This window comes from uncultured Desulfosarcina sp. (assembly GCF_963664155.2).
In the GTDB taxonomy this organism is placed as follows: domain Bacteria; phylum Desulfobacterota; class Desulfobacteria; order Desulfobacterales; family Desulfosarcinaceae; genus Desulfosarcina.
This window is the reverse complement of sequence record NZ_CAXXXH010000002.1, coordinates 812,770-835,571: the sequence shown is the minus strand read 5'-3', so window position 1 is coordinate 835,571 and position 22,802 is coordinate 812,770. Positions and strand designations below refer to the sequence as shown.

The following is a 22,802-nucleotide window of genomic DNA, read 5'->3' as shown; positions in this document are numbered from 1 at the left end:
GCGCCTCAGCGATTCATATCCGTGAACACGGACTGAAAATCAACGCGGTTGCCGTCCCACGCCTCCACCATCCGGGTATTGTTTTCCCGGTAGGTCACCCGGCTCACATTCATATGGATAGCGAACAGGACATCCGGACTGCTGCCGGTCGGATGAATGTCTTTGGCCAGGCTGCCGGGAGAAAAAACCTGGTTTGCACTATCCTTCAACTGAACGCCGATCGTATTGACGAGTCCCGGTGTATCCACCGCTTCCAATGATTTGGGTTGAAGATGGCGGGTTGAAACGATGGTTCCGCTCAGGCCTTGAACCAGTCCCATCTGATGGTCGGTCATGGTTTCCATGCCTGCCATGGCCGATGCGATCGCACCTATCATAAAGAGCGTCTGAATCAACAGCTGAATCAAAGGGAACGCTTTCATTGCAGACTCCTGCCGCCGATATTGAACTTTTTACGGTGTTGTCTGAATTCGGGCTGCTGACGAACCCATCAAGGTTGGATGGTTCATCATATAAAAAAAATCCATACCGCCGTCAAGGATGAATAACCAGGTTGTCCAATGAAAACAGCATTTTTTCAAAGCCATCCCGGATTCAGGAAAATTGAGGGAAATATTTACTGCCCGTCCACGAATGAAAGATTTCGTGTGAGTTCAAGGCGGTCAGCAGATTTGAACCGCAGGCATAGCGGGCTATGTTGAGGATTCAAATCTGGTATCCAACGCCGAAATCACGTGAAAGATCCATTCGTGTCTATTTTACAAGAAACAAGCTTAGCCAGGGAACATAGGTAATGACGACCAGAACACCCAACAGCAGAAGCAGGTAGGGCAATGACGCCCGGTACAGCAGAGTCACCGGCTTTTCGAATTTCAAGCTGGAGATGAACAGATTGATTCCCACCGGGGGTGTGGAGTACCCAATTTCCAGATTCACCAGAAAGATGACGCACAGGTGGATGGGATCCACCCCGTAAGACAGGGCGATGGGTATGATGATGGGCACCACGATGACGATGGCTGAAAAAATATCCATGATGCAGCCCACGGCCAGCAGGAACAGGTTCAATCCGCCAAGAAAAAGCAGCTTGCTGTCGGTCAATGCGGTCAGAAAAGCAAGGATCCGATTGGGAATCTGTTCGTCCACCAGAAATCCGGTAAACCCTAAAGCGACGCCCAGAATGATGATGATGGAACCGGACAGTACCGCACTTTCAACAATAATCGCCGGCAGGGCCTTGAAAAAGGAGATCTCTTTCAAGACGAAACACTCCACCCCGACGACGTATAACAGCACAACGGCGGAAACCTCCGCGATGGTGACAAACCCGCCATAAACGCCGACCAGGATAATGACGATCACCGGCCAGTCCCAGATTCCGCTTAAGAAGGTGGATTTCACCTGTTGGAAGGAAATGCCGTGCGGGCCTTCCCGTCGGCCGGCGGCGAGCTGTTTGAAAAAAGCGTAAGCGCACAGCACAACGATCAGAAAGATGCCCGGAACCAGTGCGGCCTTGAAGATTCGGCCAATATCCACCTGGGCAACGACGCCGTATAAAATGACGGGCAGACTCGGCGGGAAAAGCAGCCCCAGGCTTCCGGAGGTGGTCAGCAGACCCAGGGTGAAGCGTTCACCGTATCCTTTGTTTCGCATCACCGGATAGAGAATGCTGCCTATGGCTACAATGGTCACCCCGCTGGCTCCTGTCAGGGCGGTGAAAAAGGCGCATGAACACAGGGCCGCCATGGCCAGTCCACCGGGCAGCCATCCCATGAGTGCTTCCACGAAATTCATGATCCGGTGGGGCGCCCCCGTCTCCGTAAGCAGGCAACCCACAAAGGTAAACAGCGGAAATGCCACGAGGACCGGCATGGCTCCCAGTCGGTTCATCTCGATCAGAATCATCTGGAAGGCCAACAGGTCATGATCCATAAAATAGAGGCAGGCAATGGACAACGCGGCGATAACCGTAAATACCGGCGTTTCCAGAAGCGCCAGGATCAGAATGACAATAATGGCAAGGGTCAGCGGACTCATCGGACCGTCTTGGGCCGTTGGGACGCGGCACCCGTTGGTCCGGTCGCAAACCGAACCAGGTAGCGAAACGCAGCCACGCTGAAAAAGAAGGGAAAGATGATCGACAGCCAGCCCAAGGCGCCGAACATGGCAGTTTCATTTTTGACGAATTCAAGGGAGGTGCATAAAAGGATTCCCATCACCACAGTGCCAAAAAGATTCACCGCCACGGCAGCCCACTGCCGGATGCGGTTTCCACAATAGCGCAGCGCCACTTCCAGGCGGATGTGCCGCTGCTGCTTCAGCGCCAGGGATGCGCCCAGCAGGGCCAGCCAGAGAACCAGATTGGGGCCTGCCTCAAAGATTTTATGGGACGGCAGATGAAAGAAGTTGCGCGAAAGAATATTGAAAATGATAAAAAAAACCAGCAGTGAAAAGCAGAGGACGATAACGCATTTTTCAATAAGCGCCAGGGCATCATCCAGCCGTTTGAGGGTGTGGATCATAAGCCAAAAAGATGAACGTCGACCGTCGGACGTCCAACGTCCAAGGGTGATTTATGAATCGATTTCAATGCCTTTATTCAAAATGGGTTGACGCCTTCGTTCAATTTCCTTTGGCCCGGTATTCGGCGAGCAATCCGCGAATCTGATCGAACAGTTCCTGCGAGTAAAGCGACGGAATGCTCATCTCGTAATTCTTTTGGGCACTTCGTTTGAATGAAGCGATCTGTACCGGGGTGGGCGGGATCAGCTCAATCCCCGCCTCGCTAAGAACCTTAACGGCCTCGGCGTTGTCCTTGCGGGTCAACTGGACCAGTTTTGCCGAGTATTGCCTGACCAGCCGGCTGACGATTTCCCGGTTATCCGGGCTCAGCTCGTAAAAGGTGCGTTTGTTCATCAACAGAGCGCCGGTGGAGTTGACCATGGGAAAATCGAGCATGTACTTCGCCCTCGCGTACCACTGGAAGGCAACGGCTGCAAGGGGCGGAGAATAAAAGGAATCGATCATTCCCGTCTCCAGTCCGGTATTGACGTCAGCAAGCTGGAGGGGGTACCCCTGCACACCGAAGGCGTTCAGGAAATTTTCCGCCACCCGATCCCCTTTCCACACCCACATCCGGGTTTGCTGCAGGCGGTCCACACTGTCGATGGGCTGATTCGAAAAAAGGTAAACGAACCCGGCTTCGGCAAACCCCAGCAGGACATATCCCTTTTCTTCGAAGCGGGCGGCGAAGTTATCGAACATTTTTTCCTTGACGTAATCGATCTCTTCATAGCTGTCGAACAGCAGAGGTGCTTCGAGAACCCGTATCTCCGGCAGGACAAGCCCCAGCCCCACCCCTGAGAATCCGCCGGCATGCAGGCGGTTGACCCGCATTTTTCTCAGTACATCCACCTCGTCGCCGCTGACCCCGCCGGCATAGATTTTAATGGCCACATCACCGCCGGTTTCCGAGCCTACCGCATCGGCAAATTCATGCAGCGTAAGGGTCCACGTGCTGCCCTCTGGCATGACCACGGCAATTTTGATCTCAAAAGAAGCGGCCTGGATGATCGGGACGATAAAAATGAAGGCCATGAGGGCGAAGACCAAATAGCCAAGGGCACGTTGAATCGATTTTATTGGTTGCATTGGTTTTTTTGGTTGTTGGGTTAAAAATGCCAGAGTATCAGTCAAATCCCTGTCATTCAAACAATGTATCCACCGCCCCTAAATAAATACCTGCCCTGCGTTCGGCAATGGCATTGTAAAGCGCCATATCGTTATCGGCTGCAGGGTGGTCGATAATTCGCTGCATCAGATCGACAAACCCCTCCCGATCCTGTTGTTGCTGCAGGCAGAAACGGCCGTAAAAAAGATCCCCCAGCAGGTAGTCGTTCCCGGCGATCTGTTTCAACCGGTGGTAGTGGTCGAGGGCATTTTCCTGGCTACCGCCCATCATGGGGGGGCGGGAACCGAAATAAGCCAGCAGGAACAGATGCGCACCACCATGGTTATAAGCAGGATCCAGTTCGATCACCCGCTCCATGACTTTCCGGGCCACATGCGCCCGGGAGACGGCCCGGATGGAATCGAGATTGCGGTTGACCCAGGCCCCCAGGTTGAAGCCGTACCAGAACAGAGGAGCGGCATCGTCTTTGTCCATTTGCTCCAAATAAGGCGCGATGGTGGCAACCTTGGCAAAGGCCGGTCGCACACCGGGAACCCTTTTATCCAGAGCGTCCAGGGCGTACTCCATGCCCTTTTCGTAGGTGCGGTTGAGCTGGCCCTTCAGGGAAGCGATGTCCGGTTCGGCCGCGCCCTGGCTGGGGGGCACAAAGAGGGCCGTTTCCAGACGGGTTTCCACAAAACCAAACCCGTAGCTGCCATACAACCGTGATAACAGCGTGATCAACCGACGATCATCGGGACTGTTGGCCAGCATGGCCTCCAGCAGTTTGATGTGGGCCGGAATAGCCCTTTCCACCAGATCCAGATCACTGTCACGCTCAAAAGCCGTGATGCCGACGTCCACCATATCGGTCATCTGACGAACAATCAGCGTCCTGGGAGAACAGGCGACCATAATCGCCGCGATGACGGCCGTCAGGAAGGTTCGTTTAAATGTCATGGAAAATCGGCTTATGGGATTCGGTTTTTCGTAGGAGCGCCTTCCAATCGCGATCCAGGCACCTTGTTTGTTTATCACTTGTTCCGGTCACCGCTCACGGGCCACTGTTCACCGGTAAAATCATTTAGGTTCAGGCATCGCGGCGAGGTCCGGGGCCGGCAGGTTCTGCAGGTTCTCGGGAATCTTGCCCGTCGAGAAGACGCTGCTGACGATCTGGACCAGCCGGTAGATATGCCGCCGGATCTCCTCGGGGGACCGGCCCGGATAATTCTTAAAGGCCATGACCACACCGGTAATGGAGGCGTAAATGGCATGGGTCACCAGGCGGTTGTTCATACCGATCTCGGTCTGGTTGTTGACCCGCTCCAGGATGTCGAGAAAACGGCGCTGCATGGCATTGTAACGATCCAGGGCCTTGGGCTGAATTTGGCCGGTGATCATGAAATGGCCCATCATCTGGAACACCGATTCGTTTTTCAACATGTAGTCCACGCTGCCCAGGGCCAGTTCCTCCAGGGAGGTGTTGCCCTCTTTGACCTTCTCCTCAAACAGGTCCTCCACCACTTTCATGTGGCGCACCAGGGCCTCCACGAACACATCGTCACGGCTGGGAAAATAGCGGTAGATCGCGGCGGCCGATATACCGGCGCGTTTGGCGATGTCCCGCATGCCGATATTGTGGAAATCTTTTTGACTAAATAAGTCCATTGCGGCATCGATAATCAGGCTTTTTCGTGTTTCGCGTTCTTCTTTCCTTAATTTCTGAAATGTCGACATGGTTGGGCTCCTGCGAATTCAATTTGTCGTAGTATCTAAGACCTCGCCTGAAATAGGAACATGTTGGAAACCGAATCACTATGGATAGTTAAACTCATTAACGCAGTTAACTTGAATTAACAACTCTTTTCCAATTTGACGGGTTCTGTTAAAGAACACTCTGAAGGTGACAGGCAGACATCAATACTAATCCCCGGACCCCTTTCCACAATGCACATCGGAGGTGTTAAGTGAACAAATCCTTTCTGGCAATTGCTTTACTGCTTGTAGTAGCCTTAATCAGCCCGAGCCCGGTTTTTGCCGAGCCCATTGCCGATGCCGACGCATTATTCAACCAAGGCGGAGTGACGAATTTATTAAATGCAATTAGTTTTTATGAACGCTTTTTAGCCGAAAACCCGGATATTTTCGAAGCCAACTGGAAATGCGCCCGCGCCTGCCGGGAATATGGAGAGGCTGCAAAAAAAGGTCAAGTCGATGACTGGAAAAAAATCTGTGCCGAATATGGCAAGAAAGGGATGATATACGGAGCAAAGGCAAGAGAAATCGACCCCGGCCATCCAGCCGGCTATTACTATTTCGGATTGAGCGTGGGGATTTATTCCGACGGTACCGGTATCCTTACCGCACTGAAGGAAGGGCTGAAAGACAAAACCCAGATGAACTTCGAAAAGGTCTATGAACTGGATAAAATGTATGACGACGCAGGCAGTATTCTTGCGCTTGGCCGGTTCTGGGCGATTCTTCCCTGGCCGCTCTATGACAAAAAAAAGGCCTTGGCCTATTATCGTGAATTCCAGCAGACCGCATATTTCCAATCCAGTACTGAAGCCCGGGTTTATCTGTCGGAACTGTTGATCGGACTGGGTGGAAACAAGAATAATGCTGAGGCCACGGGGTTACTCAAACAAGTGGTTGAAAACGGTGAGCCATACTTTACCCAATGGGCTCAACGGTTGCTGGACAAGATTTAATAAATGGCAGAAAACTGAAAGCATCTTTCCGGTTTCACTGGAAATCCATGCCGCGGCCAGTCGGATCATTTGCCCTTATTGAGGCGTTAACCCATCATTTCCACTCACTTTTTTTTAATCAACCGGGCCACCGATTCGATATGGAAGGTGTGGGGAAACATATCCACCGGTTGGACTTCTTCAACCCCGTAAATGTCCTTGAGTTCCAGGATATCCCTGGCCATGGTGGCCGGGTTGCAGGAGACATAGACGATTTTCTCCGGCGCCAGCTTGAGCACCTGTTTGACAACCTCCTTGTGCATGCCCGCACGAGGGGGATCGATCACGAGGAGATCCGGAACCGTATTGATGGTTTCCAGCGTATTTTTGATGTCCCCGAGGATGAACCGACAATTGTCGATTCCGTTGGCGCGGCAGTTCTTACGGGCATCGGCCACGGCGCTTTCCACCAGTTCCAGGCCGATCACCTCGCCGGCCTGCCTGGCCAGGCAGATGGCGATGGTTCCGGTACCGCAATAAAGATCCAGCACGGTCTCATGTCCCTTGAGGGCGGCGTATCGACCGACGGTTTCGTATAGTTTTTGGGCCCCGCGGGTATTGGTCTGGAAAAAGGAGTTGGCCGAGATCTCGAACTCAAAGCCGGCGATCCGGTCCGTCAGCACCGGTTCACCGGCAAGATGGATTTCCCGCTCGCCAATGGCCACGCCCGCGTGCCTGGCGGTAATGTTATTGACCACGGACACGACCTTGGGGAACCTGGCCAGGATCATATCGGCCATCGGCATGACCGCGTCCCGGTCCTCGAAGGCCGTCACGATGTTCACCAGCCACTCGTCACGGGCCGCCGAGTGCCGCAGCATGAGAAACCGCCAGAAGCCTTCGTGGGTGCGAAGCCCGTAAACCGGACGATCCGACGCGCGCATACAGGTGCGCACGGCATCCAGGATCCGGTTACCGGTTTCCGGCTGCAGCAGGCACGCTTTCGTATCCAGCACCTTATGGAAAGTTCCCGGCACATGCAGCCCCAGGGCGAAGCCGACGTCCACGTCGGTGCCCATTTCCCGCGGCATCAGCCAGCGGCGGTCCGAACAGGAAAACTCCATTTTGTTGCGGTACCCGAAAATATCGTCGGACGCCAGTGTCGGGTGAACGGTCGTTCCGCCCATCAGGGCAATATGCTCCAACGATTCGGCAACATGGCGACGTTTCAATTCAATCTGGTGCGGGTAGGCGATGAACTGCCATTTGCAGCCGCCGCAAAATCCGCTGTAGGGACACGGTGGATTCACGCGCATGGGCGACGGCGTCAGCAGTTCCTGGACCACGGCTTCGGCATAGTTGCGCTTTTTTCTGATAATCCGGGCGGCTACCCGGTCGCCGGTGACAGTCTGATCGACGAAAACGGCAAAGCCGTCGATTTTGGCCAATCCCTTCCCCCCAAAGGCCACATCGATAATCTCACATTCAACGATCTGTTTTTTCTTAACGGTCATGATTAACCTTTTTTGGGTCTACACATATCTGTTTCAGTCAATTCAAGGACTTTTCGATTGGCACCCCACATCGTCCATGGCCGGGCTTTTGTCAAGGATCATAATGGCGGCCCCGTAAAAATCCAATATCTGCGTTATGTCTATCCTCCTTTTTTGCTTGCCCTGCCAATCGATTTTCTTTACTTTAGGGAAGCCTGACAAATTGTTAATTGATCCCCGTTCAGCAAAACAAAACCGTTCCGGACCATTCGTCCCTTTTTGTTTATTCGACCATTTTCAAGTTCCATTCAACCCCGAAAAGGACCTTGCCATGAAAAACACGGACTATGCGAAACCCCTCCAGGTCGATGGAAAAACAGTCACTTTCTTTGATTTCAACCAGTTTGCCGCGGATATGGGCACCTCAGTTGAAAAACTGCCCTTTTCCATCAAAATCCTGGTGGAGAACCTGCTGCGAAAGCTCGACGGGCGGGTGGTCACGGAAACGGACCTGACCCATATCGTCCGCTGGCAGAAAACCTATGCGGCGCCGGTGGAAATCCCCTATCATCCCGCGCGGGTGCTCATGCAGGACTTTACCGGTGTGCCGGCAGTGGTGGACCTGGCCGCCATGCGCGATGCGGTAAAGGCACTCGGCAAGGATCCCGCACGGGTCAATCCCCTGGTTCCCACGGAACTGATCGTGGATCATTCCATCCAGGTGGACTATTTTGGCACCGACGACGCCCTGGAAAAAAATGTGGCACTGGAATACAGCCGCAACAGCGAACGGTATGAACTGCTCAAGTGGGCCCAGAAAAGCTTTTCCAATTTCAAGGTCGTGCCCCCCAACTCGGGTATCTGCCACCAGGTGAACCTTGAAAATCTCGGCCGGGTGGTCATCACCCAGGATGAGAACGGCAATGCGGCCGCCTATCCGGACACCCTCGTGGGCACCGATTCGCACACGCCCATGATCAACGGCATCGGGGTGATGGGGTGGGGCGTGGGCGGCATTGAAGCTGAGGCCGTCATGCTGGGTCAGCCCTACTACATGTCCATTCCCGAAGTGATCGGCGTCAAGCTCACCGGCACCCTCCAAGCGGGCGTCACCGCCACGGACCTGGTTCTCACCATCACCGAGATGCTGAGAAAGGTGAATGTCGTTGAAAAATTCGTGGAATATTTCGGCCCCGGAATGAAAAGCCTGTCAGTGACCGACCGGGCCACCATTGCCAACATGACCCCGGAGTACGGGGCTACCCTTGGTTTTTTCCCGGTCGACGAGAAGACCCTTGACTATCTCGAACTGACCGGCAGGGGTGACCGCGCCCGACTGGTCGAGGCCTATTGCAAAGCCACCGGCATGTTCTACACCGGCGAAACGGATCCGGAATTCACCCAGGTGGTGGAGCTAGATCTGGCGACGGTCGTGCCATCCCTGGCCGGCCCCGCCCGTCCCCAGGACCGCATCTCCCTGCCTGCGCTCAAGAAGACGTTTGCCGACATCCTCGGTTGTGAATATGACCGGGATACCGAGATCAAGCGCATATCGGAATTCCACGATGAATCCGGATGCAAAACCGTGCGCGCCAGGCGCTGCCGCCCGGTGACCCAACGCCAGTTCGACATGGAACTCAACGGCCGGCCGATGAAAATCGGCGACGGTAACATCGTCATCGCCGCCATTACTTCATGCACCAACACATCCAATCCCCACGTGCTCATGGGAGCCGGCCTCATCGCTAAAAACGCCGTCGCCAGAGGCCTCAAGGTGCCGCCTTATGTAAAAACCTCCCTGGCACCGGGATCCAAAGTGGTCATGGATTATCTGGAGGCCGCCAGCCTGGTGCCCTACTTCGACGCCCTGGGGTTTCATCTGGCCGCTTTCGGCTGTACCACCTGTATCGGCAACAGCGGTCCACTGCATCCCGACATCGAGGCGGTCATCAGGAAAAACGATTTGAACGTGGCCGCCGTGCTTTCCGGCAACCGCAATTTCGAGGCCCGCATCCACCAGAATATCAAGTCGAATTTCCTGGCATCGCCTATGCTGGTAGTCATTTTTGCATTGGCCGGACGGGTGGATATCGACCTGACCCTGGAACCGGTGGGCATCGACCCCAACGGCGAGCCCGTTTACCTGGAGGATCTGTGGCCCTCCCACGACCAGATCGACAAACTGGCCAAAGCCCATGTCAAAAAGGAATTTTACGAAAAGGAATATGCGCGCATCTTCGACGGCGACCGCTTCTGGGAGGCCCTCGACATCGCCGAAAGCACTACCTTTGCCTGGAACGACGCATCCACCTATATCAAAAACCCGCCCTACTTCGACGGGTTCTCCCTGACTCCGCAGCCTCCGGGGGATATCACCGGCGCCCGTGTCTTTCTGCTGCTGGGAGACACGGTCACGACCGACCATATCTCGCCGGCCGGCGCCATTCCCCAAGATTATCCGGCCGGACAGTACCTGATCGAAAACGGTGTTGACCGCGACCAGTTCAACTCCTACGGGTCCCGCCGGGGCAACCATGAGGTGATGATGCGCGGCACCTTCGGCAACATCCGCATCAAAAACCAGCTGGTGGCGCCCAAGCAGGGCAGCTTAACCTTGAAATTCCCCGAAAAGAAGGAAATGTTCAACTACGACGCGGCCATGGCCTACGAAAAAGAAGGCACCCCGTTGATCGTACTGGGCGGCAAGGAATACGGCACCGGCTCCTCGCGGGACTGGGCCGCCAAGGGCACAACCCTGCTGGGCATCAAGGCTGTCATCGCCCAATCCTATGAACGCATCCACCGCAACAACCTGGTGGGCATGGGGGTGCTTCCCCTGGTGTTTGCCGATGGGGAAAGCGCCCAAAGCCTGGGGCTGGATGGCTCGGAAACGCTGACCATCTCCGGGCTCGACAACATGACTCCCCGAAAGCAGCTGGCCGTCAAGGCCGTCAGGGCTGATGGTAGCGCAATCAATTTTACCGTGACTTCCCGGTTAGATACCGAAGTGGACGTGGAATATTTTGAAAACGGCGGGATTCTGCCCTGCGTCATTCGCAAGATGATGGCGGATCTGAACGATTAGCCGACGGTTAAGGATCGGGCCGACTGACAGGAAGGCCACATTCAGGCTCGTCAGATGAGCCCGGCCTCTTTTTTAACCCTCAGCAGCCCCGGGCTCAAATTCAGGTGCATCAGGGTGGACCGGTAGCCCAGATCAAGAAACATTTTTTCCAGGAGATCAAAAAGAACCGGCCGGTCCGGCCATTTGAATAATTTTTCCTGCCGACGAAGGGACTCCCATTCCTTTTTCGCTTCCGGGGCGACCCCGAAAACTGCCGCCATAGCCCGGTCGCAGAGAAACATGGCGCAAACCACCGGCCGAACCGTCCACGTGCAGCCATGGCTGCCCAGATAGACGCATCGATGGCCTTCGTTCACCCGGTTCAAGACTGCCTCCAGCCGATCCAACTGCGCCGGTGGGGCGTGCAGCGCGTTAACCACGGTGTCGGCAAAAAAAGTGATGATACCGTCTTTGGAACAGCAGGCGCTGGTGCGGCTCAGGTAACAGGTCCGGTTGCACACATCACTGAAATACCGATCTAAAAAACGATCCACCGATTGCCTGAATTGCATGTAATCCCGAATGGTTTTGATTAATTCCATTCGTTTCATGCCACCGATTCGCGATAGTCCGAGCCTGACAATTTTCAGTGCTTCGAGTTGTTCCTGCTGGTATTCGTTCATTTTCAGGGTCTCGTTATCGGCGTTCATCCAGGCGGCGATATATTTGCCTTTTCGTGTTTAGGAGATAACCTGTTGATTGTCAATGCGATGCCCATTGTTCAGCGATAGCGGGCGACGTTCGGCGGTCTTTTTCCCTTGACGATTTTGACCATTTCCCGGATAAACGGATCTCAATACACGGCCACTACCACACAGGATCGAGCCAGCATGCCAGAGCATAACGGACCCTCCGGTCACCCCATGGATAAAATCGCTGAACAGTTCAAAACATCTGCCAAACCCGCGCCGGATCAGCCGCCATTGGAAACCCTCCGGTCCGTGGCATCGCCCGATGATCGTTTGGAACCTGCAGCAGAGGTCAACACACCTGAAATCGAATCGTCCCTACCCCCTCAAAGGATATTTGGTCCGCTATCCCTTTCACCGGAACAAATTGAAGCACCGTCGTTTTTCGTGGATAAAAAATTGTCCGTCGTGTGGATGGGACCCAGCGGCACAGATTCCTTTTCCCAGGCCCTGGCCCTGGAGTTAAAATCCACAACCACACATAATATCTTCGACCTGCTGCTCAGGCCGGCCATCAAGGATTCCATTGACGACTGGCAGGCGTTCTTTTCATTTGTCTATATCCTGTTGCGTCGTTCCACCGCCAAAGATACGTTTGACAGGGAAACCGTTTTTATCTCCAATGATCACATCCCCACCACCGACGACGAGACCGCCCTAAACGCAGTCATCCATCCGTTTCTGGTGGACAGCTGCATCATCGGACGAAATGACGAGGCCACCGATTCACCCCTGCGCATTTTCGGCATGGAATTCAAGGAAGGAACCCTCTTTCTGCTCCGGCAGGATCTATGGCATGCCGCCGTATCCGCCGACCTGGAAACGGATACTTCAGTCGGCGACATCGAATCCACGGACGAAAAAAAAGCAATCTGCGTACTGTCAGCACGGCTCCACGATTCTCACCGCATCGCCGACACCATGCTCCCCGAGATTTTCTTCAAATTGATGCATCGCATCGGGGATGAAGGCGATAGCGTTGTCAGATCCTTCGGCGGCAAACGGGCCGGCTGCAGCGGTGCGCAAATCGACTACCTGTTTACTAAAAACGCCGGAAGAAACCCCATCTTCAGCGCCATCTGCTGCGCGACCCGGATGAACAGACAGATGCGGGTCATGGAAGAAAAGCTCAAGGCTCAGGAGGGATGGGCGGATGAGATCCGCATGAATATGGGCATCAGTCACGGTACGGATGAAGTGACCACACCGGATCCGACCGGCTGCATGGAATCCATGGTCCCCGGCGGGACATTTGATCAGTCTTCCCGCCTGTCCGCCGTTGCCGGGAAGGGAGAAATCTGGATCACAAAAAATGCCGTTGCCCAACTGCCCAAAAAACTCATCGATCAGGTGGTGGTGGGTATTGATCGCCAGGGTCGTTTTTTCCGCAATTTTTTCACCCGGCTCTCAGACCTTCCCCAGGGTGCCCAGCATGGTCAATCCAGATCTGATCTGGGAACGTTGACCATCGCCCGCATCCTGACCATTGAAAAGCAAAGACCCGATCAGCCGATACATAGCGAGGTTTAACCATGTCGGAAAACAGCCCGTTAGTAAGGGTTCACGTCAATATTGAACTTTCCGCAGCCGCCCTCCAGGCAGTGGTGTCCCATTCAAAAAAGAAGGCCGGTGCAGATGAAAAGGGCCGGTACCGGGTTGACACCGCCGATGCACTGGCCGCCCTGATCTCCAGATTCCTTCGGGAAAAAGGCTTCGACGAGTTTGCCGAGGATGGGGATAATTATTGACGACGGCTTCACCAGCAGCTCGATTTCTACACTGCGCGGCATCCCTGCTCACTGTGTCGAAAAAAAACGCGCCTTCTCGCTTTGCATTGTCACCCATTAATCTTGATTGACATCTCCGCGTAGGCGGGAATCCAGTGTTATCATATACTTATAGATAGCGCTAAAGCTTCACTGCGTGTGCCCGCCTGCGCGGGAATGACACATCCGGGACTTTTTACGATTCTATCAATCTTGAATATTTTACGAAGCCTTCGACGATGGACGCAAAAGGGGAACGGCCGCTTTGTAAACGGTGAGGCTGCCGCCAATGACATACGCATGGAGGCCGGCAGGAACCAGGAAACTGTCCCCTTTTTTCACGGTCAGGCGCTCCCTCCGATCATTATATTCAATATGTCCTTCTCCGGCCGTACACAAGAGCATCTCCACATTCCTGATTGAAGGAGAGTGGTATGGCTGTCCGTTCGAGGGCCGAATGACGGTGAGTGAAAATTCCTCTGCCGGGCAATCGTAGACGGATTCAGCCGACCCCATCGGAAAGGGCTCGAGAATTTTGATTGACGTCTCCTCAAACCGGACAACGCTGAGCAATTCCGAGGCATCGACATGCTTGGGGGTCAACCCGCCCCGGAGAACATTGTCCGAATTGGCCATCAGTTCGATTCCCACACCGTCCAGGTAGGCATGGAGCTGACCGGCGGGCAGGAACATGGCCTGCCCGGGTTTAAGACAGATCAGGTTCAACAGCGCCGGAGACAAAATCCCCATATCGGCCGGATAGGCACGTGCCAGATTGACCATCCATTGGTACAGCGGCGATGCGTCCGCCACTGGTCCGGCTTTATCCAGGACCTCCCGGGCCGCGGCCTTCCGTTTTTCAGCGGAAAGTGTCATCATGGCTTCGAAAAAATTTCTGAGCCCTTTGCCCTGCCGTCTTTTCAGATCCTGGAATGCATTGTTGAGGGCGGTTGGGCATACCGGCGTCAACAGATCAACGGCCGCTGCTGCCGGCCGGAATCCGTTCAACCCCCAAAATGGGGTCAGGGCGCAGATGATTTCCGGTTTGTGGTTGTCATCCCGATAATTGCGGTCCGGCGCATCTACGGCCTTTCCTTCGCGATTTTCCCTTGAAAACCCTTCTACCGCCTGGCGCTTGCTGGGATGGGCCTGAATGGAGAGCGGCCGGGCGGCGGCTAATACCTTGAACAGGTACGGCAGGGCATTGCCGTAACGCATGCAGACATCCCGGCCGAGAATGCCGACGGACTGCCGATCGATCAGCTGCTGAAGCGGGATTTTTTGATCACCGGCAACCACCTTGGACGGGCCCTTGGGGTGGGTGCCCATCCACATTTCCGCCTGGGGTCCCGGAGCGGGGCTGGGCTGGCCCAGCAGATCGGCGATGGCGGTCCTCGATCCCCACTCATAGGGCTGGACAACGTTTTCGAGACGGTAAATGGGCATGCTCATTTCTTCCCGGCAAAGGGCTGTTTACTAACCGCTGGTGCCTTGATATAGATCTTCCGCGAATAAAAATTGACAACATATGCAATACCATGAACCTCAAGGTAAATGAAATCTTTTACAGTATCCAAGGCGAATCCGTGCATGCGGGTCTGCCCTGTGTATTTGTCCGTTTGACCGGCTGCAATCTGCGCTGCAGCTATTGCGACACCGAATATGCCTATGATGAAGGCACGACGATGACCGTGCCGCAAATTCTCGAAAAGGTAAAATATTTCGACTGCAGCCTGGTTGAAATTACCGGTGGGGAACCTCTGGTTCAGCAAGGCACATCCGTGCTGGTGGAAGATTTGCTCCAGGCGCGGTATCGGGTATTGATGGAAACCAACGGTTCCCTGGACATCGATCGGGTGAATCGCCGATGCAGCCGGATCATGGACATCAAATGCCCGTCCAGCGGGGAACACGCGAAGAACGATCCGGATAACCTGAAACGGCTGACCGCCCATGACCAGGTGAAATTCGTCATCGGTGACCATGATGATTTCCTTTTTGCCAGCCAAATGGCGTCCCTTCTGCCGGAATTCCTGGGCCCGGACCGTGTCCTCTTTTCGGCGGTATCCGGGCGATTATCGCCGGAGCGGCTGGCCCGATGGATGCTGGATGACCGGATCCAGGCCAGGTTGCAGGTGCAATTGCACAAAGTGATCTGGCCGGAGCGGGATCGAGGGGTTTAGCGGGAAACCGCAAAAAGAACGCTGGTCTTTCAACGGGATTAATATTGATGTATTCGTATAAAGTCGAAATACTCTCTTTATTGTCATCCCCGCGCAATGCGGGAATCTATATATTCTTTATAACCCTGGATTCCCGCCTTGCGCGGGAATGACCCATCTTGATACGTTTTTCGAATCCATCAATATTTATTCTATACTTTATGCAAATTAAGGAAACTAACCATGATTAATACAAAAAAAGCAGTGGTATTGTCCAGCGGCGGTCTCGACTCCACCACGGTGCTGGCCATGGCTAAAAGCCAGGGATACGAACTCTACAACCTCAGCTTTTCTTACGGCCAGCGCCACGATGTCGAGCTCCAGGCCGCCCAAAAAGTAGCCGCAGCCATGGGCGTGAAACGGCATCTGGTATCCCGGGTGGATCTGAAGCCGATCGGCGGATCGGCCCTTACCGATGACATCGCCGTACCCAAAAACCGCAGAGAGTCCGATATGGCTGAAGCGATCCCCGTCACCTATGTGCCGGCACGAAACACGATTTTCCTCTCCTACGCCCTCGCCTGGGCAGAGGTTCTCGGCGCCTGGGATATTTTCATCGGCGTAAACGCCATCGATTACAGTGGATACCCCGATTGCCGACCGGAATATATTCAGGCCTTTGAAACCATGGCCAATCTGGCCACCCAAACGGCCGTCGAGGGAAAGGGGCGCTTTCGCATCCACACGCCGCTGATCGACATGACCAAGGCCCAGATCATCCTTGCAGGAAACGCATTGGGTGTGGACTACGGGATTACCCACAGCTGCTATGATCCAACGCCTGAAGGGCTGGCCTGCGGCAGCTGCGATTCATGCATCCTGCGCAAAAACGGGTTCGCGGAAGCCGGCATTGCCGACCCGACCCGCTATGCACCCCGCTGATTTCGCACTGGCAGCACTCATCTTCAATCGCAATTTAATAAATCGAAAGGAACACCAAAAATGATTATCGGTTCGGTTATTGGACTGGCGCTGGCACTTCTGGTGGGATTGATCGGAGCTGAAAAAACGGAGCAGCCCAAACGGATCCTGACATTCAAGACACCGCTATCCCTGCTGTTCATCGTTGCCTGGACACTGCAGCCGGCCCGGAACCCCGGCTTTGCCGCAATGATTCTTACCGCCCTGGTGTTTTGCCTGGGCGGAGACGTCCTGCTGGCCCTGGGATCGCCCAAAACCTTCCTGTTGGGGCTGGTCAGTTTCCTACTGGGTCACGTGATGTACGCCGCCGCCTTTTTTACCCTTGGCCAGGTGGGACCGGCCATGGCCGCGGGCATGATCCTGTTTATGGCCGCCGGCGTCGTTGTCTGGCGCTGGCTGGAGCCCCACCTGGGCGATATGCAGACGCCGGTGCTTGCCTACATCGTCATCATCAGCACCATGGTCTGCGCCGCCGCCGGCCTAGCCGCCAATCCGGCAATCCCGTGCATCACGCGCGCCACGATCCTGATCGGCGCGGTCCTGTTTTACCTTTCGGATATTTTTGTTGCCCGGCAGCGCTTTGTGGTCAGTGCCCTGTTGAATCGGGCTGCGGGGTTGCCCCTGTATTATTCCGCCCAGTTCCTGCTGGCTTTTTCAGCGGCTTGGGTTCCTCTCTAAGCAGTCCTCCTTACTGTAGGAAATTGTGGGATATCACGATCGCTTGAACCCGCGTCACCAGCTTACCGGCAAACGCACAATCTGCTTAGCCTTGTTTTGGAACAGCAAATATCGATTGTCGCGCCCGAAGCGGAAAAGATCCCGCGTAATGGTCACATCCGACCGGCAGTATTCCAGAATCTTGGCCATCTTGCCCTCCTTCCACCAGCGCAGCGCATCCAGCCCGTCGGCCGTTTTACCGGCATCCAGCGTTACCCGTGCCAGATGGTCCAAAGAGAGTCGGTACCCCAGTTGGTCTTTCACCTTCTCCAGGATGTCCAGGGTGGGAATCTGCCGGAAATCGAGCTCGGTGTAGGCGGAAAGCACCCGATAATCAAAACGCTTGATGTTGAACCCGATCACCAGGTCCAGCTCCCGAAGATGGTCCAGCAGCATGGGAACCTGACCCTCGACGAACTCATAGTACTTATCCGACCGGGAATCGTAAAGCACGACACAACTTACCCGCATCCGCGCTGCATGGTGCCACCCCCCTACTTCCAGGGCAGACAGTTGGGTTTCAATATCCAATACACCGTAACGAATGGGCTTATCCGTTGGATTAAGAACCATCTCGGCTTGATCGGCCGCCTCCTCTTCCTCGACAACCGCCGGTTCGGGAAAAAAGTAGGGGGCGGCCGCCGCCGGGGTGGAAATCAGGGCCTTCAATAAAAAGATCGCCCCCGCCTTGTCGATGGGACGGTTTCCCGAACCGCATTTGGGAGAGTGGACACAACTGGGGCAGCCGGATTCACAGGGGCACCCGGATATGACCGAAAGGGTGGCATCCAGCAGCCCCTTGCCATCTGAATATGCCTGGGCGCAAAGCCCGGAACCGCCGGGCTGTCCATCATAAATAAAGATGCCGGCGCTTTCCAACTGGGGATGGAAGGGGGTGGATATCCCCCCCAGATCGTTCCGATCCGCCAGCACCAGGAGCGGGAAAACACCGATGGCCGCATGCTCGATGGCATGCAACCCGCCCATGAGGTGAATCCACGACTTTTCCGCCATGGCGGCAACTGCCTGCGGAACCGCAAACCAGATTCCCTGGGTTTCAAAAACCATAGGCGGCAGGTCGAGAGGTATCCGCTCTATCACCTTTCCCGTTCGGGTCTGAATACGGTCATAGCCGGTGACCTGCTCGGTGACCCGAAGGCGGCCGACAGCCATCACAGTCCCGTATACCGGCTGCTGATCTAAAACCTTCAGAACTTGCGTATCTTTGTGGGATCTCACCCGGGTGTGGAAGTTGACCCGGGACGCAACGACAAAGGCTTTACGGGTTTCCGGGTCCAGGGAGTCCACAATAAAGGGTTTCCCGCGGTGCAGGTAAACGGCACCGGGATGGGTCTCCCGGTAAACGCGGATTCCGTCGATTTCCCCCAACGGGGTCTTACCGGCAGCGTCGATGATCGCAAACCTGGAACCCGACCCTCGCAGATCCACATGCCGATGCGGATTTTTCATTGGCGAAAAACAAGTGGACCCGTCGGCGCTCAGATAAAGTTCACCGGAGGCGATCAACTGCATCAGACCGGATTTCATCGGTTCCGGTGTCAGCATGGGATCATTGATTTTCAACGGCAATTCTGCTGCGGCACAAATCAGATGCCGGGACATGATATCCGGATTGTGGGGATTGATCACGGCTGCTTCGGGCGGACGCATCACCAGCTGCTCCGGATGGCTGATAAAATAATGGTCCAGGGCATCTTCACCGGCTACCAGTACCACCGCCGATTCCTGTCCGCTGCGCCCCACCCTGCCCCCGCGCTGCCAGGTGGCCACAATGGATCCCGGGTACCCAACCAAAATGCAAAGATCCAGACTGCCGATATCGATGCCCAGTTCCAGGGCGCTGGTGGTGATCACCGCCAACAGTTCTCCGGAAGCGAGTTTGGACTCGATTTCGCGACGCTCTTCCGGCAAAAATCCGGCGCGATAGGCACTGATGCGATCGGCAAAGGCTCCGGAACTATTTTTGGCCCAGATCGCCAAAAGCTCCGCCAATTTGCGGGACTGCGTGTACACGATGGTGCGCAGCCCCCGATTAACAGCCGCCTTGAGCAGCATCAACGTTGCCGTCAGTGGCCCGTCCACCGGATCCATCAGGATCAGGTGACGCCGCCCGCTGCCGGCGGTGCTCTGCGTGACGGTTTCAACGCTTAATCCGGTCAATTGTTTGGCCAGCTCGTCAGGATTGGCCACGGTGGCCGACGTGAAAACGAAAGTGGGCGCGGCCCCATAATGGCCGCAGATTCTCCGCAGACGACGAAATACCTGGGCCATGTGCGAACCGAGGATTCCCCGGTACGTATGCACCTCATCCACCACCACGAACCGGAGTCGGGAGAGCAGGTCGGTCCACCGGTCGTGATAGGGCAACACGGAAAGATGAATCATTTCCGGGTTGGTCATCAGTATGTGCGGCGGGTTGTCGCGGATTTTCTTGCGCCGGTAGGCTGACGTATCGCCGTCGTATATATCCGCCCGAAGGTTGATGTCGGGCAGGAAGGTGGACATGCTGGTGATGGCTTTGAGTTGATCCTGGGCCAGGGCCTTCAGGGGATAGATGAACAGGGCACAGGCTGACGCATCCTCAATAACGGCCTCGAAGACCGGCAGCGTATAGGCCAGGGTCTTGCCGGAGGCGGTCTGGGTGGCGGCTACCGTATGGATGCCCGCGCGCACCCGGTCGATGGTTTGGGCCTGGTGGTCGTACAGGCGTTCGATTCCCATGGCCTCAAGCAGGCGGCCAATCGGCGCCGGCCAAGGCTTTCGGGGTTCCCCGAAGGTGGATTCACTTGGCGCAAACTCACGGTGATAGACCACCTGCCCGTCAAATGCGCGGGCAGCCTTGAGTGCGGTGATGTAATCATTGATCGGCGTGCTGTCAGTCATGCTTCGAAAACCACAATCTGACCACGGATCGCATCTTTAAGTTCATATTCACTTGAAAAACTGAAAAAATACGCTATAGTAACTATTTATTGGCTATTTGCGGCCTGCATCCGTTAATCTTAAGGCAGCGATTGACAACACCTCACCGAAAAAGGCCCCGACCTTTACCGGAAAGGGCTACTATCGCATGACATCATCTCCAATTTCAAGAGGAAGGCCATAACGTTGGACGACCCATTTTTACCCGGCCCGGGTTCCAGATTCCTGGGTAGTTTCCGCCTTTTTTCCGTTTCTCGTCGTTGTCATTTAAGCCACCGGAATCGTAATCATCTGCCCATCTGCGCCACTGGTTCAGGAGCCTGCGGATGATGGCGAACCAGTTTTTTCTCCTTATTATCCTGTTGATGCTCTCCGCTTTCTTTTCGTCGGCGGAAACCGCCCTTTTCTCCATCAGCCAGACCCGCGCCAGGCACATGGCCAAAGTGAACATTCGGTCTCATCAACTGATCAAACGGATGAAAGATGATCCCCATAAACTGCTGACCACCATCCTTATCGGCAACAATGTGGTCAATGTGGCTGCATCGGCAATCGCCACCTCCCTGACCATCAACATGTCCGCCAATTATGCCGTCGGCCTGTCCACCGGCGTCATGACGTTTCTGATCCTCGTGTTCGGCGAAGTGATTCCCAAATCCTTTGCCACCCGCAACAACATCCTCATCGCCAAGCTGACGATTTTCCCCATCTACTGGATGTCCATCCTTTTTTTTCCGATCATCATCTTTCTCAATTTTATTCCGCGCATTACCGGAAAGATGACCAAGACGCCCTCCGCCACCGAAGAGGAACTGATCACCTTTGTTGAAGTGGTCGAGGAGCAGGGAGAAATCAAGGAAGAAGAGCGGGAGATGATTCACAACGTTTTCGACCTGGACGACACCAGCGCGTCCGAGATCATGACCCCGCGGGCCGACATGTTCGTGGTGGATGCAGACGCTCCCCTCGATTTCAAGGCCATTGCCGAATCCGGTTTTACCCGTATTCCGGTAATCGAGGGTGACATCGACCACGTGGTGGGCATTTTAAATATCAAGGACATCTTCATGCACCAGGCAACATCGGAAACGCCGGTGAATGTCCGGGCCATTATGCGCCCGCCCTATTTCGTCCCGGAGAACAAAAAACTGGACCGGATGCTTCACCAGTTCAAGGCCCGCAAAAACCACATGGCCATCATTGTCGACGAATATGGCGGCGTCTCCGGCTTGATTACCATGGAAGACGCCCTTGAGGAGTTGGTGGGCGAGATCCGTGACGAAACTGACAAAGAGGAGCCCCACATCACCAGCAAAAAGCCCAAGGAGTGGATGGTGCTCGGCAAATCGGACATCGAGGAGGTCAACGAAAAGATCGGTATGAACATTCCCGAATCCAGGGAGTACGATACCTTTTCCGGATTCATCCTCGATAGAATCGGCCGGATTCCCGAGGAGGACGAAGAGTTCACCGTCAACGGCCATAACGTGGTGGTCATGGAGATGGACGGCAACCGGATCAAACGCTATCTGGTTCAGGCCCTCCCCCCTCCCGATAAAACATAAATGGCTACCCCGACGGTTCCTTCTAATGGACCGCCCCACGTGGGTCGCCTCGATTTCAGGTCCGCCCTTCAGTTCTACCTGATCGACTGTACCACCCTGCCCGGCAAGCTTATCGACATTCTGATCGTCTGCCTGAATCTCGCCGTCTGCGCCATTCTGGTGGTAGAGACCTATCCGGTCTCCCCTTCACTTGAAAAATTCATGTGGCAAGCGGAAATCATCATCGTTGCCATTTTTATCATCGAGTACATCGCCCGGCTGTATGGTTCCCGCGACCGGTTGAAGCAGATGCGCGATATTTACTCGATCATCGATCTGGCAGCAATCCTGCCGACACTGATTCTATTCCTGTTTTCCTTAAGGGGTGCCGAAGCGGAATTGGGGGCGGTCGGCGTATTCCGGGCGTTGAGGATTTTTCGAATCCTGCGGTTCTTTCGCTTCACGGCCGGCCCGGATTTCTTTTTCGGTCGCATCACCAACCAATTGCTTCGGGTGCTGCGCCTCTTCCTGACCATCGTCATCATTTTTTTTATTTCATCCATCCTCTTTTACGAAGTCGAGCATCCGGTCAACGCCGGCGTGTCCACCTTCACGGATGCCTTCTACTTCACGGTGGTGGCTTTGACCACCGTTGGTTTTGGCGACATCACCCCTCTTTCTGAAGGCGGAAAATGGGTGACTATTCTGATGATTCTGTCCGGTATAATTTTGATCCCCTGGCAAATCAGCCGCATCGTCAGGGAGTGGATCCGCTTTGCCCGCAAGCGGGATATCATCTGCCCCCAGTGCGGATTGCGCTACCACGATGATGACGCCTCCCACTGCAAATCATGCGGCCATGTGATTTATCAGGAATATGAAGGAAATTAGTGGGTTGATACGGGGAATAGCGGATTTAGCCCGAAGACGGACAGCTGACGTCCGGGGTCCGAGTACAAAGCATCGACGGTTGTAAACCGATACCTGTCGTCCTTTTCCGTCCTCGGTCTTCTCGCAGGGAGC

The 22,802-nt window shown here is 54.8% G+C and carries 19 protein-coding genes; 9 read left to right on the top strand and 10 right to left on the bottom strand.

Going from position 1 to position 22,802, the window contains the following annotated elements; genetic code table 11:
* Positions 1–5: 5 nt before the first annotated feature.
* From ACHZBS_RS27895 to ACHZBS_RS27870, 6 genes are all read right to left on the bottom strand, one after another.
* Entirely contained in the window at positions 6–422 is a 417-nt protein-coding gene (locus tag ACHZBS_RS27895; protein ID WP_319409810.1) for a hypothetical protein, read from the bottom strand.
* Between the two features lie 331 nt (positions 423–753).
* Positions 754–2,037: a TRAP transporter large permease subunit gene (locus ACHZBS_RS27890; RefSeq protein WP_319409809.1), complete on the bottom strand. Its 1,284-nt coding sequence runs from the start codon at positions 2,035–2,037 to the stop codon at positions 754–756.
* Entirely contained in the window at positions 2,034–2,522 is a 489-nt protein-coding gene (locus tag ACHZBS_RS27885; RefSeq protein WP_319409808.1) for a TRAP transporter small permease subunit, read from the bottom strand. Before ACHZBS_RS27885 ends, ACHZBS_RS27890 begins: the two co-directional genes overlap by 4 nt.
* 100 nt (positions 2,523–2,622) lie before the next feature.
* Positions 2,623–3,651 (bottom strand): TRAP transporter substrate-binding protein DctP, encoded by a 1,029-nt coding sequence (gene dctP / locus ACHZBS_RS27880; protein ID WP_319409807.1) that lies wholly within the window; start codon positions 3,649–3,651, stop codon positions 2,623–2,625.
* 52 nt (positions 3,652–3,703) lie between these two features.
* Positions 3,704–4,630, bottom strand: coding sequence for a TRAP transporter TatT component family protein (locus ACHZBS_RS27875; protein ID WP_319409806.1), 927 nt, complete (start codon positions 4,628–4,630; stop codon positions 3,704–3,706).
* A gap of 120 nt (positions 4,631–4,750) precedes the next feature.
* On the bottom strand, positions 4,751–5,407 hold the full coding sequence (locus tag ACHZBS_RS27870) for a TetR/AcrR family transcriptional regulator (protein WP_319409805.1): 657 nt from the start codon (positions 5,405–5,407) through the stop codon (positions 4,751–4,753).
* 230 nt (positions 5,408–5,637) lie between these two features.
* On the opposite strand from ACHZBS_RS27870, the gene ACHZBS_RS27865 reads away from it, so the two are divergent.
* Positions 5,638–6,381: a hypothetical protein gene (locus ACHZBS_RS27865; RefSeq protein ID WP_319409804.1), complete on the top strand. Its 744-nt coding sequence runs from the start codon at positions 5,638–5,640 to the stop codon at positions 6,379–6,381.
* A gap of 104 nt (positions 6,382–6,485) precedes the next feature.
* On the opposite strand, the gene rlmD is transcribed toward ACHZBS_RS27865, so the two are convergent.
* Complete coding sequence (rlmD, locus tag ACHZBS_RS27860) at positions 6,486–7,874, bottom strand: 23S rRNA (uracil(1939)-C(5))-methyltransferase RlmD (protein ID WP_319409803.1); 1,389 nt, start codon at positions 7,872–7,874, stop codon at positions 6,486–6,488.
* A gap of 310 nt (positions 7,875–8,184) precedes the next feature.
* Here rlmD and acnA point away from each other — a divergent pair, with 310 nt between their 5' ends.
* Positions 8,185–10,938 carry an aconitate hydratase AcnA gene (gene acnA, locus ACHZBS_RS27855; protein WP_319409802.1) on the top strand — a complete coding sequence of 918 codons (2,754 nt, stop codon included), beginning with the start codon at positions 8,185–8,187 and terminating at the stop codon, positions 10,936–10,938.
* Between the two features lie 50 nt (positions 10,939–10,988).
* Here the strand turns inward: acnA and ACHZBS_RS27850 are convergent, their stop codons facing one another.
* Positions 10,989–11,600 carry a hypothetical protein gene (locus ACHZBS_RS27850; RefSeq protein ID WP_319409801.1) on the bottom strand — a complete coding sequence of 204 codons (612 nt, stop codon included), beginning with the start codon at positions 11,598–11,600 and terminating at the stop codon, positions 10,989–10,991.
* 207 nt (positions 11,601–11,807) lie between these two features.
* Between ACHZBS_RS27850 and ACHZBS_RS27845 the strand changes: the two genes are divergently transcribed.
* Together ACHZBS_RS27845 and ACHZBS_RS27840 are read left to right on the top strand one after the other, a co-directional pair.
* Positions 11,808–13,196, top strand: coding sequence for a hypothetical protein (locus tag ACHZBS_RS27845; protein ID WP_319409800.1), 1,389 nt, complete (start codon positions 11,808–11,810; stop codon positions 13,194–13,196).
* A 2-nt stretch (positions 13,197–13,198) separates the two neighbouring features.
* On the top strand, positions 13,199–13,414 hold the full coding sequence (locus ACHZBS_RS27840) for a hypothetical protein (protein ID WP_319409799.1): 216 nt from the start codon (positions 13,199–13,201) through the stop codon (positions 13,412–13,414).
* A 240-nt stretch (positions 13,415–13,654) separates the two neighbouring features.
* Here ACHZBS_RS27840 and manA read toward each other — a convergent pair whose 3' ends face one another.
* Positions 13,655–14,878 (bottom strand): mannose-6-phosphate isomerase, class I, encoded by a 1,224-nt coding sequence (gene manA / locus ACHZBS_RS27835; RefSeq protein WP_319409798.1) that lies wholly within the window; start codon positions 14,876–14,878, stop codon positions 13,655–13,657.
* A 92-nt stretch (positions 14,879–14,970) separates the two neighbouring features.
* Between manA and ACHZBS_RS27830 the strand changes: the two genes are divergently transcribed.
* The 3 genes from ACHZBS_RS27830 to ACHZBS_RS27820 all read left to right on the top strand — a co-directional run bounded on the left by ACHZBS_RS27830 (position 14,971) and on the right by ACHZBS_RS27820 (position 17,253).
* A complete protein-coding gene (locus ACHZBS_RS27830) occupies positions 14,971–15,615 on the top strand; it encodes a radical SAM protein (RefSeq protein ID WP_319409797.1) in 645 nt (214 codons plus the stop codon).
* A 222-nt stretch (positions 15,616–15,837) separates the two neighbouring features.
* On the top strand, positions 15,838–16,536 hold the full coding sequence (gene queC / locus ACHZBS_RS27825) for a 7-cyano-7-deazaguanine synthase QueC (protein WP_319409796.1): 699 nt from the start codon (positions 15,838–15,840) through the stop codon (positions 16,534–16,536).
* A gap of 60 nt (positions 16,537–16,596) precedes the next feature.
* Entirely contained in the window at positions 16,597–17,253 is a 657-nt protein-coding gene (locus tag ACHZBS_RS27820) for a lysoplasmalogenase (protein WP_319409795.1), read from the top strand.
* Between the two features lie 54 nt (positions 17,254–17,307).
* On the opposite strand, the gene ACHZBS_RS27815 is transcribed toward ACHZBS_RS27820, so the two are convergent.
* On the bottom strand, positions 17,308–20,196 hold the full coding sequence (locus tag ACHZBS_RS27815) for a DEAD/DEAH box helicase (protein WP_319409794.1): 2,889 nt from the start codon (positions 20,194–20,196) through the stop codon (positions 17,308–17,310).
* 365 nt (positions 20,197–20,561) lie between these two features.
* Between ACHZBS_RS27815 and ACHZBS_RS27810 the strand changes: the two genes are divergently transcribed.
* A complete protein-coding gene (locus ACHZBS_RS27810; protein ID WP_319409793.1) occupies positions 20,562–21,800 on the top strand; it encodes a hemolysin family protein in 1,239 nt (412 codons plus the stop codon).
* Positions 21,801–22,670, top strand: a complete 870-nt coding sequence (locus tag ACHZBS_RS27805) for a potassium channel family protein (RefSeq protein ID WP_394708063.1) — start codon at positions 21,801–21,803, stop codon at positions 22,668–22,670. It begins immediately after the preceding gene.
* Positions 22,671–22,802 lie beyond the last annotated feature (132 nt).

Coding starts and splice junctions, on each gene's coding strand:
- ACHZBS_RS27895 (WP_319409810.1), bottom strand. CDS start 422: ATGAAAGCGTTCCCTTTGATTCAGCTGTTGATTCAGACGCTCTTTATG.
- ACHZBS_RS27890 (WP_319409809.1), bottom strand. CDS start 2,037: ATGAGTCCGCTGACCCTTGCCATTATTGTCATTCTGATCCTGGCGCTT.
- ACHZBS_RS27885 (WP_319409808.1), bottom strand. CDS start 2,522: ATGATCCACACCCTCAAACGGCTGGATGATGCCCTGGCGCTTATTGAA.
- dctP (WP_319409807.1), bottom strand. CDS start 3,651: ATGCAACCAATAAAATCGATTCAACGTGCCCTTGGCTATTTGGTCTTC.
- ACHZBS_RS27875 (WP_319409806.1), bottom strand. CDS start 4,630: ATGACATTTAAACGAACCTTCCTGACGGCCGTCATCGCGGCGATTATG.
- ACHZBS_RS27870 (WP_319409805.1), bottom strand. CDS start 5,407: ATGTCGACATTTCAGAAATTAAGGAAAGAAGAACGCGAAACACGAAAA.
- rlmD (WP_319409803.1), bottom strand. CDS start 7,874: ATGACCGTTAAGAAAAAACAGATCGTTGAATGTGAGATTATCGATGTG.
- acnA (WP_319409802.1), top strand. CDS start 8,185: ATGAAAAACACGGACTATGCGAAACCCCTCCAGGTCGATGGAAAAACA.
- ACHZBS_RS27850 (WP_319409801.1), bottom strand. CDS start 11,600: ATGAACGAATACCAGCAGGAACAACTCGAAGCACTGAAAATTGTCAGG.
- ACHZBS_RS27845 (WP_319409800.1), top strand. CDS start 11,808: ATGCCAGAGCATAACGGACCCTCCGGTCACCCCATGGATAAAATCGCT.
- ACHZBS_RS27840 (WP_319409799.1), top strand. CDS start 13,199: ATGTCGGAAAACAGCCCGTTAGTAAGGGTTCACGTCAATATTGAACTT.
- manA (WP_319409798.1), bottom strand. CDS start 14,878: ATGCCCATTTACCGTCTCGAAAACGTTGTCCAGCCCTATGAGTGGGGA.
- ACHZBS_RS27830 (WP_319409797.1), top strand. CDS start 14,971: ATGAACCTCAAGGTAAATGAAATCTTTTACAGTATCCAAGGCGAATCC.
- queC (WP_319409796.1), top strand. CDS start 15,838: ATGATTAATACAAAAAAAGCAGTGGTATTGTCCAGCGGCGGTCTCGAC.
- ACHZBS_RS27820 (WP_319409795.1), top strand. CDS start 16,597: ATGATTATCGGTTCGGTTATTGGACTGGCGCTGGCACTTCTGGTGGGA.
- ACHZBS_RS27815 (WP_319409794.1), bottom strand. CDS start 20,196: ATGACTGACAGCACGCCGATCAATGATTACATCACCGCACTCAAGGCT.
- ACHZBS_RS27810 (WP_319409793.1), top strand. CDS start 20,562: ATGATGGCGAACCAGTTTTTTCTCCTTATTATCCTGTTGATGCTCTCC.
- ACHZBS_RS27805 (WP_394708063.1), top strand. CDS start 21,801: ATGGCTACCCCGACGGTTCCTTCTAATGGACCGCCCCACGTGGGTCGC.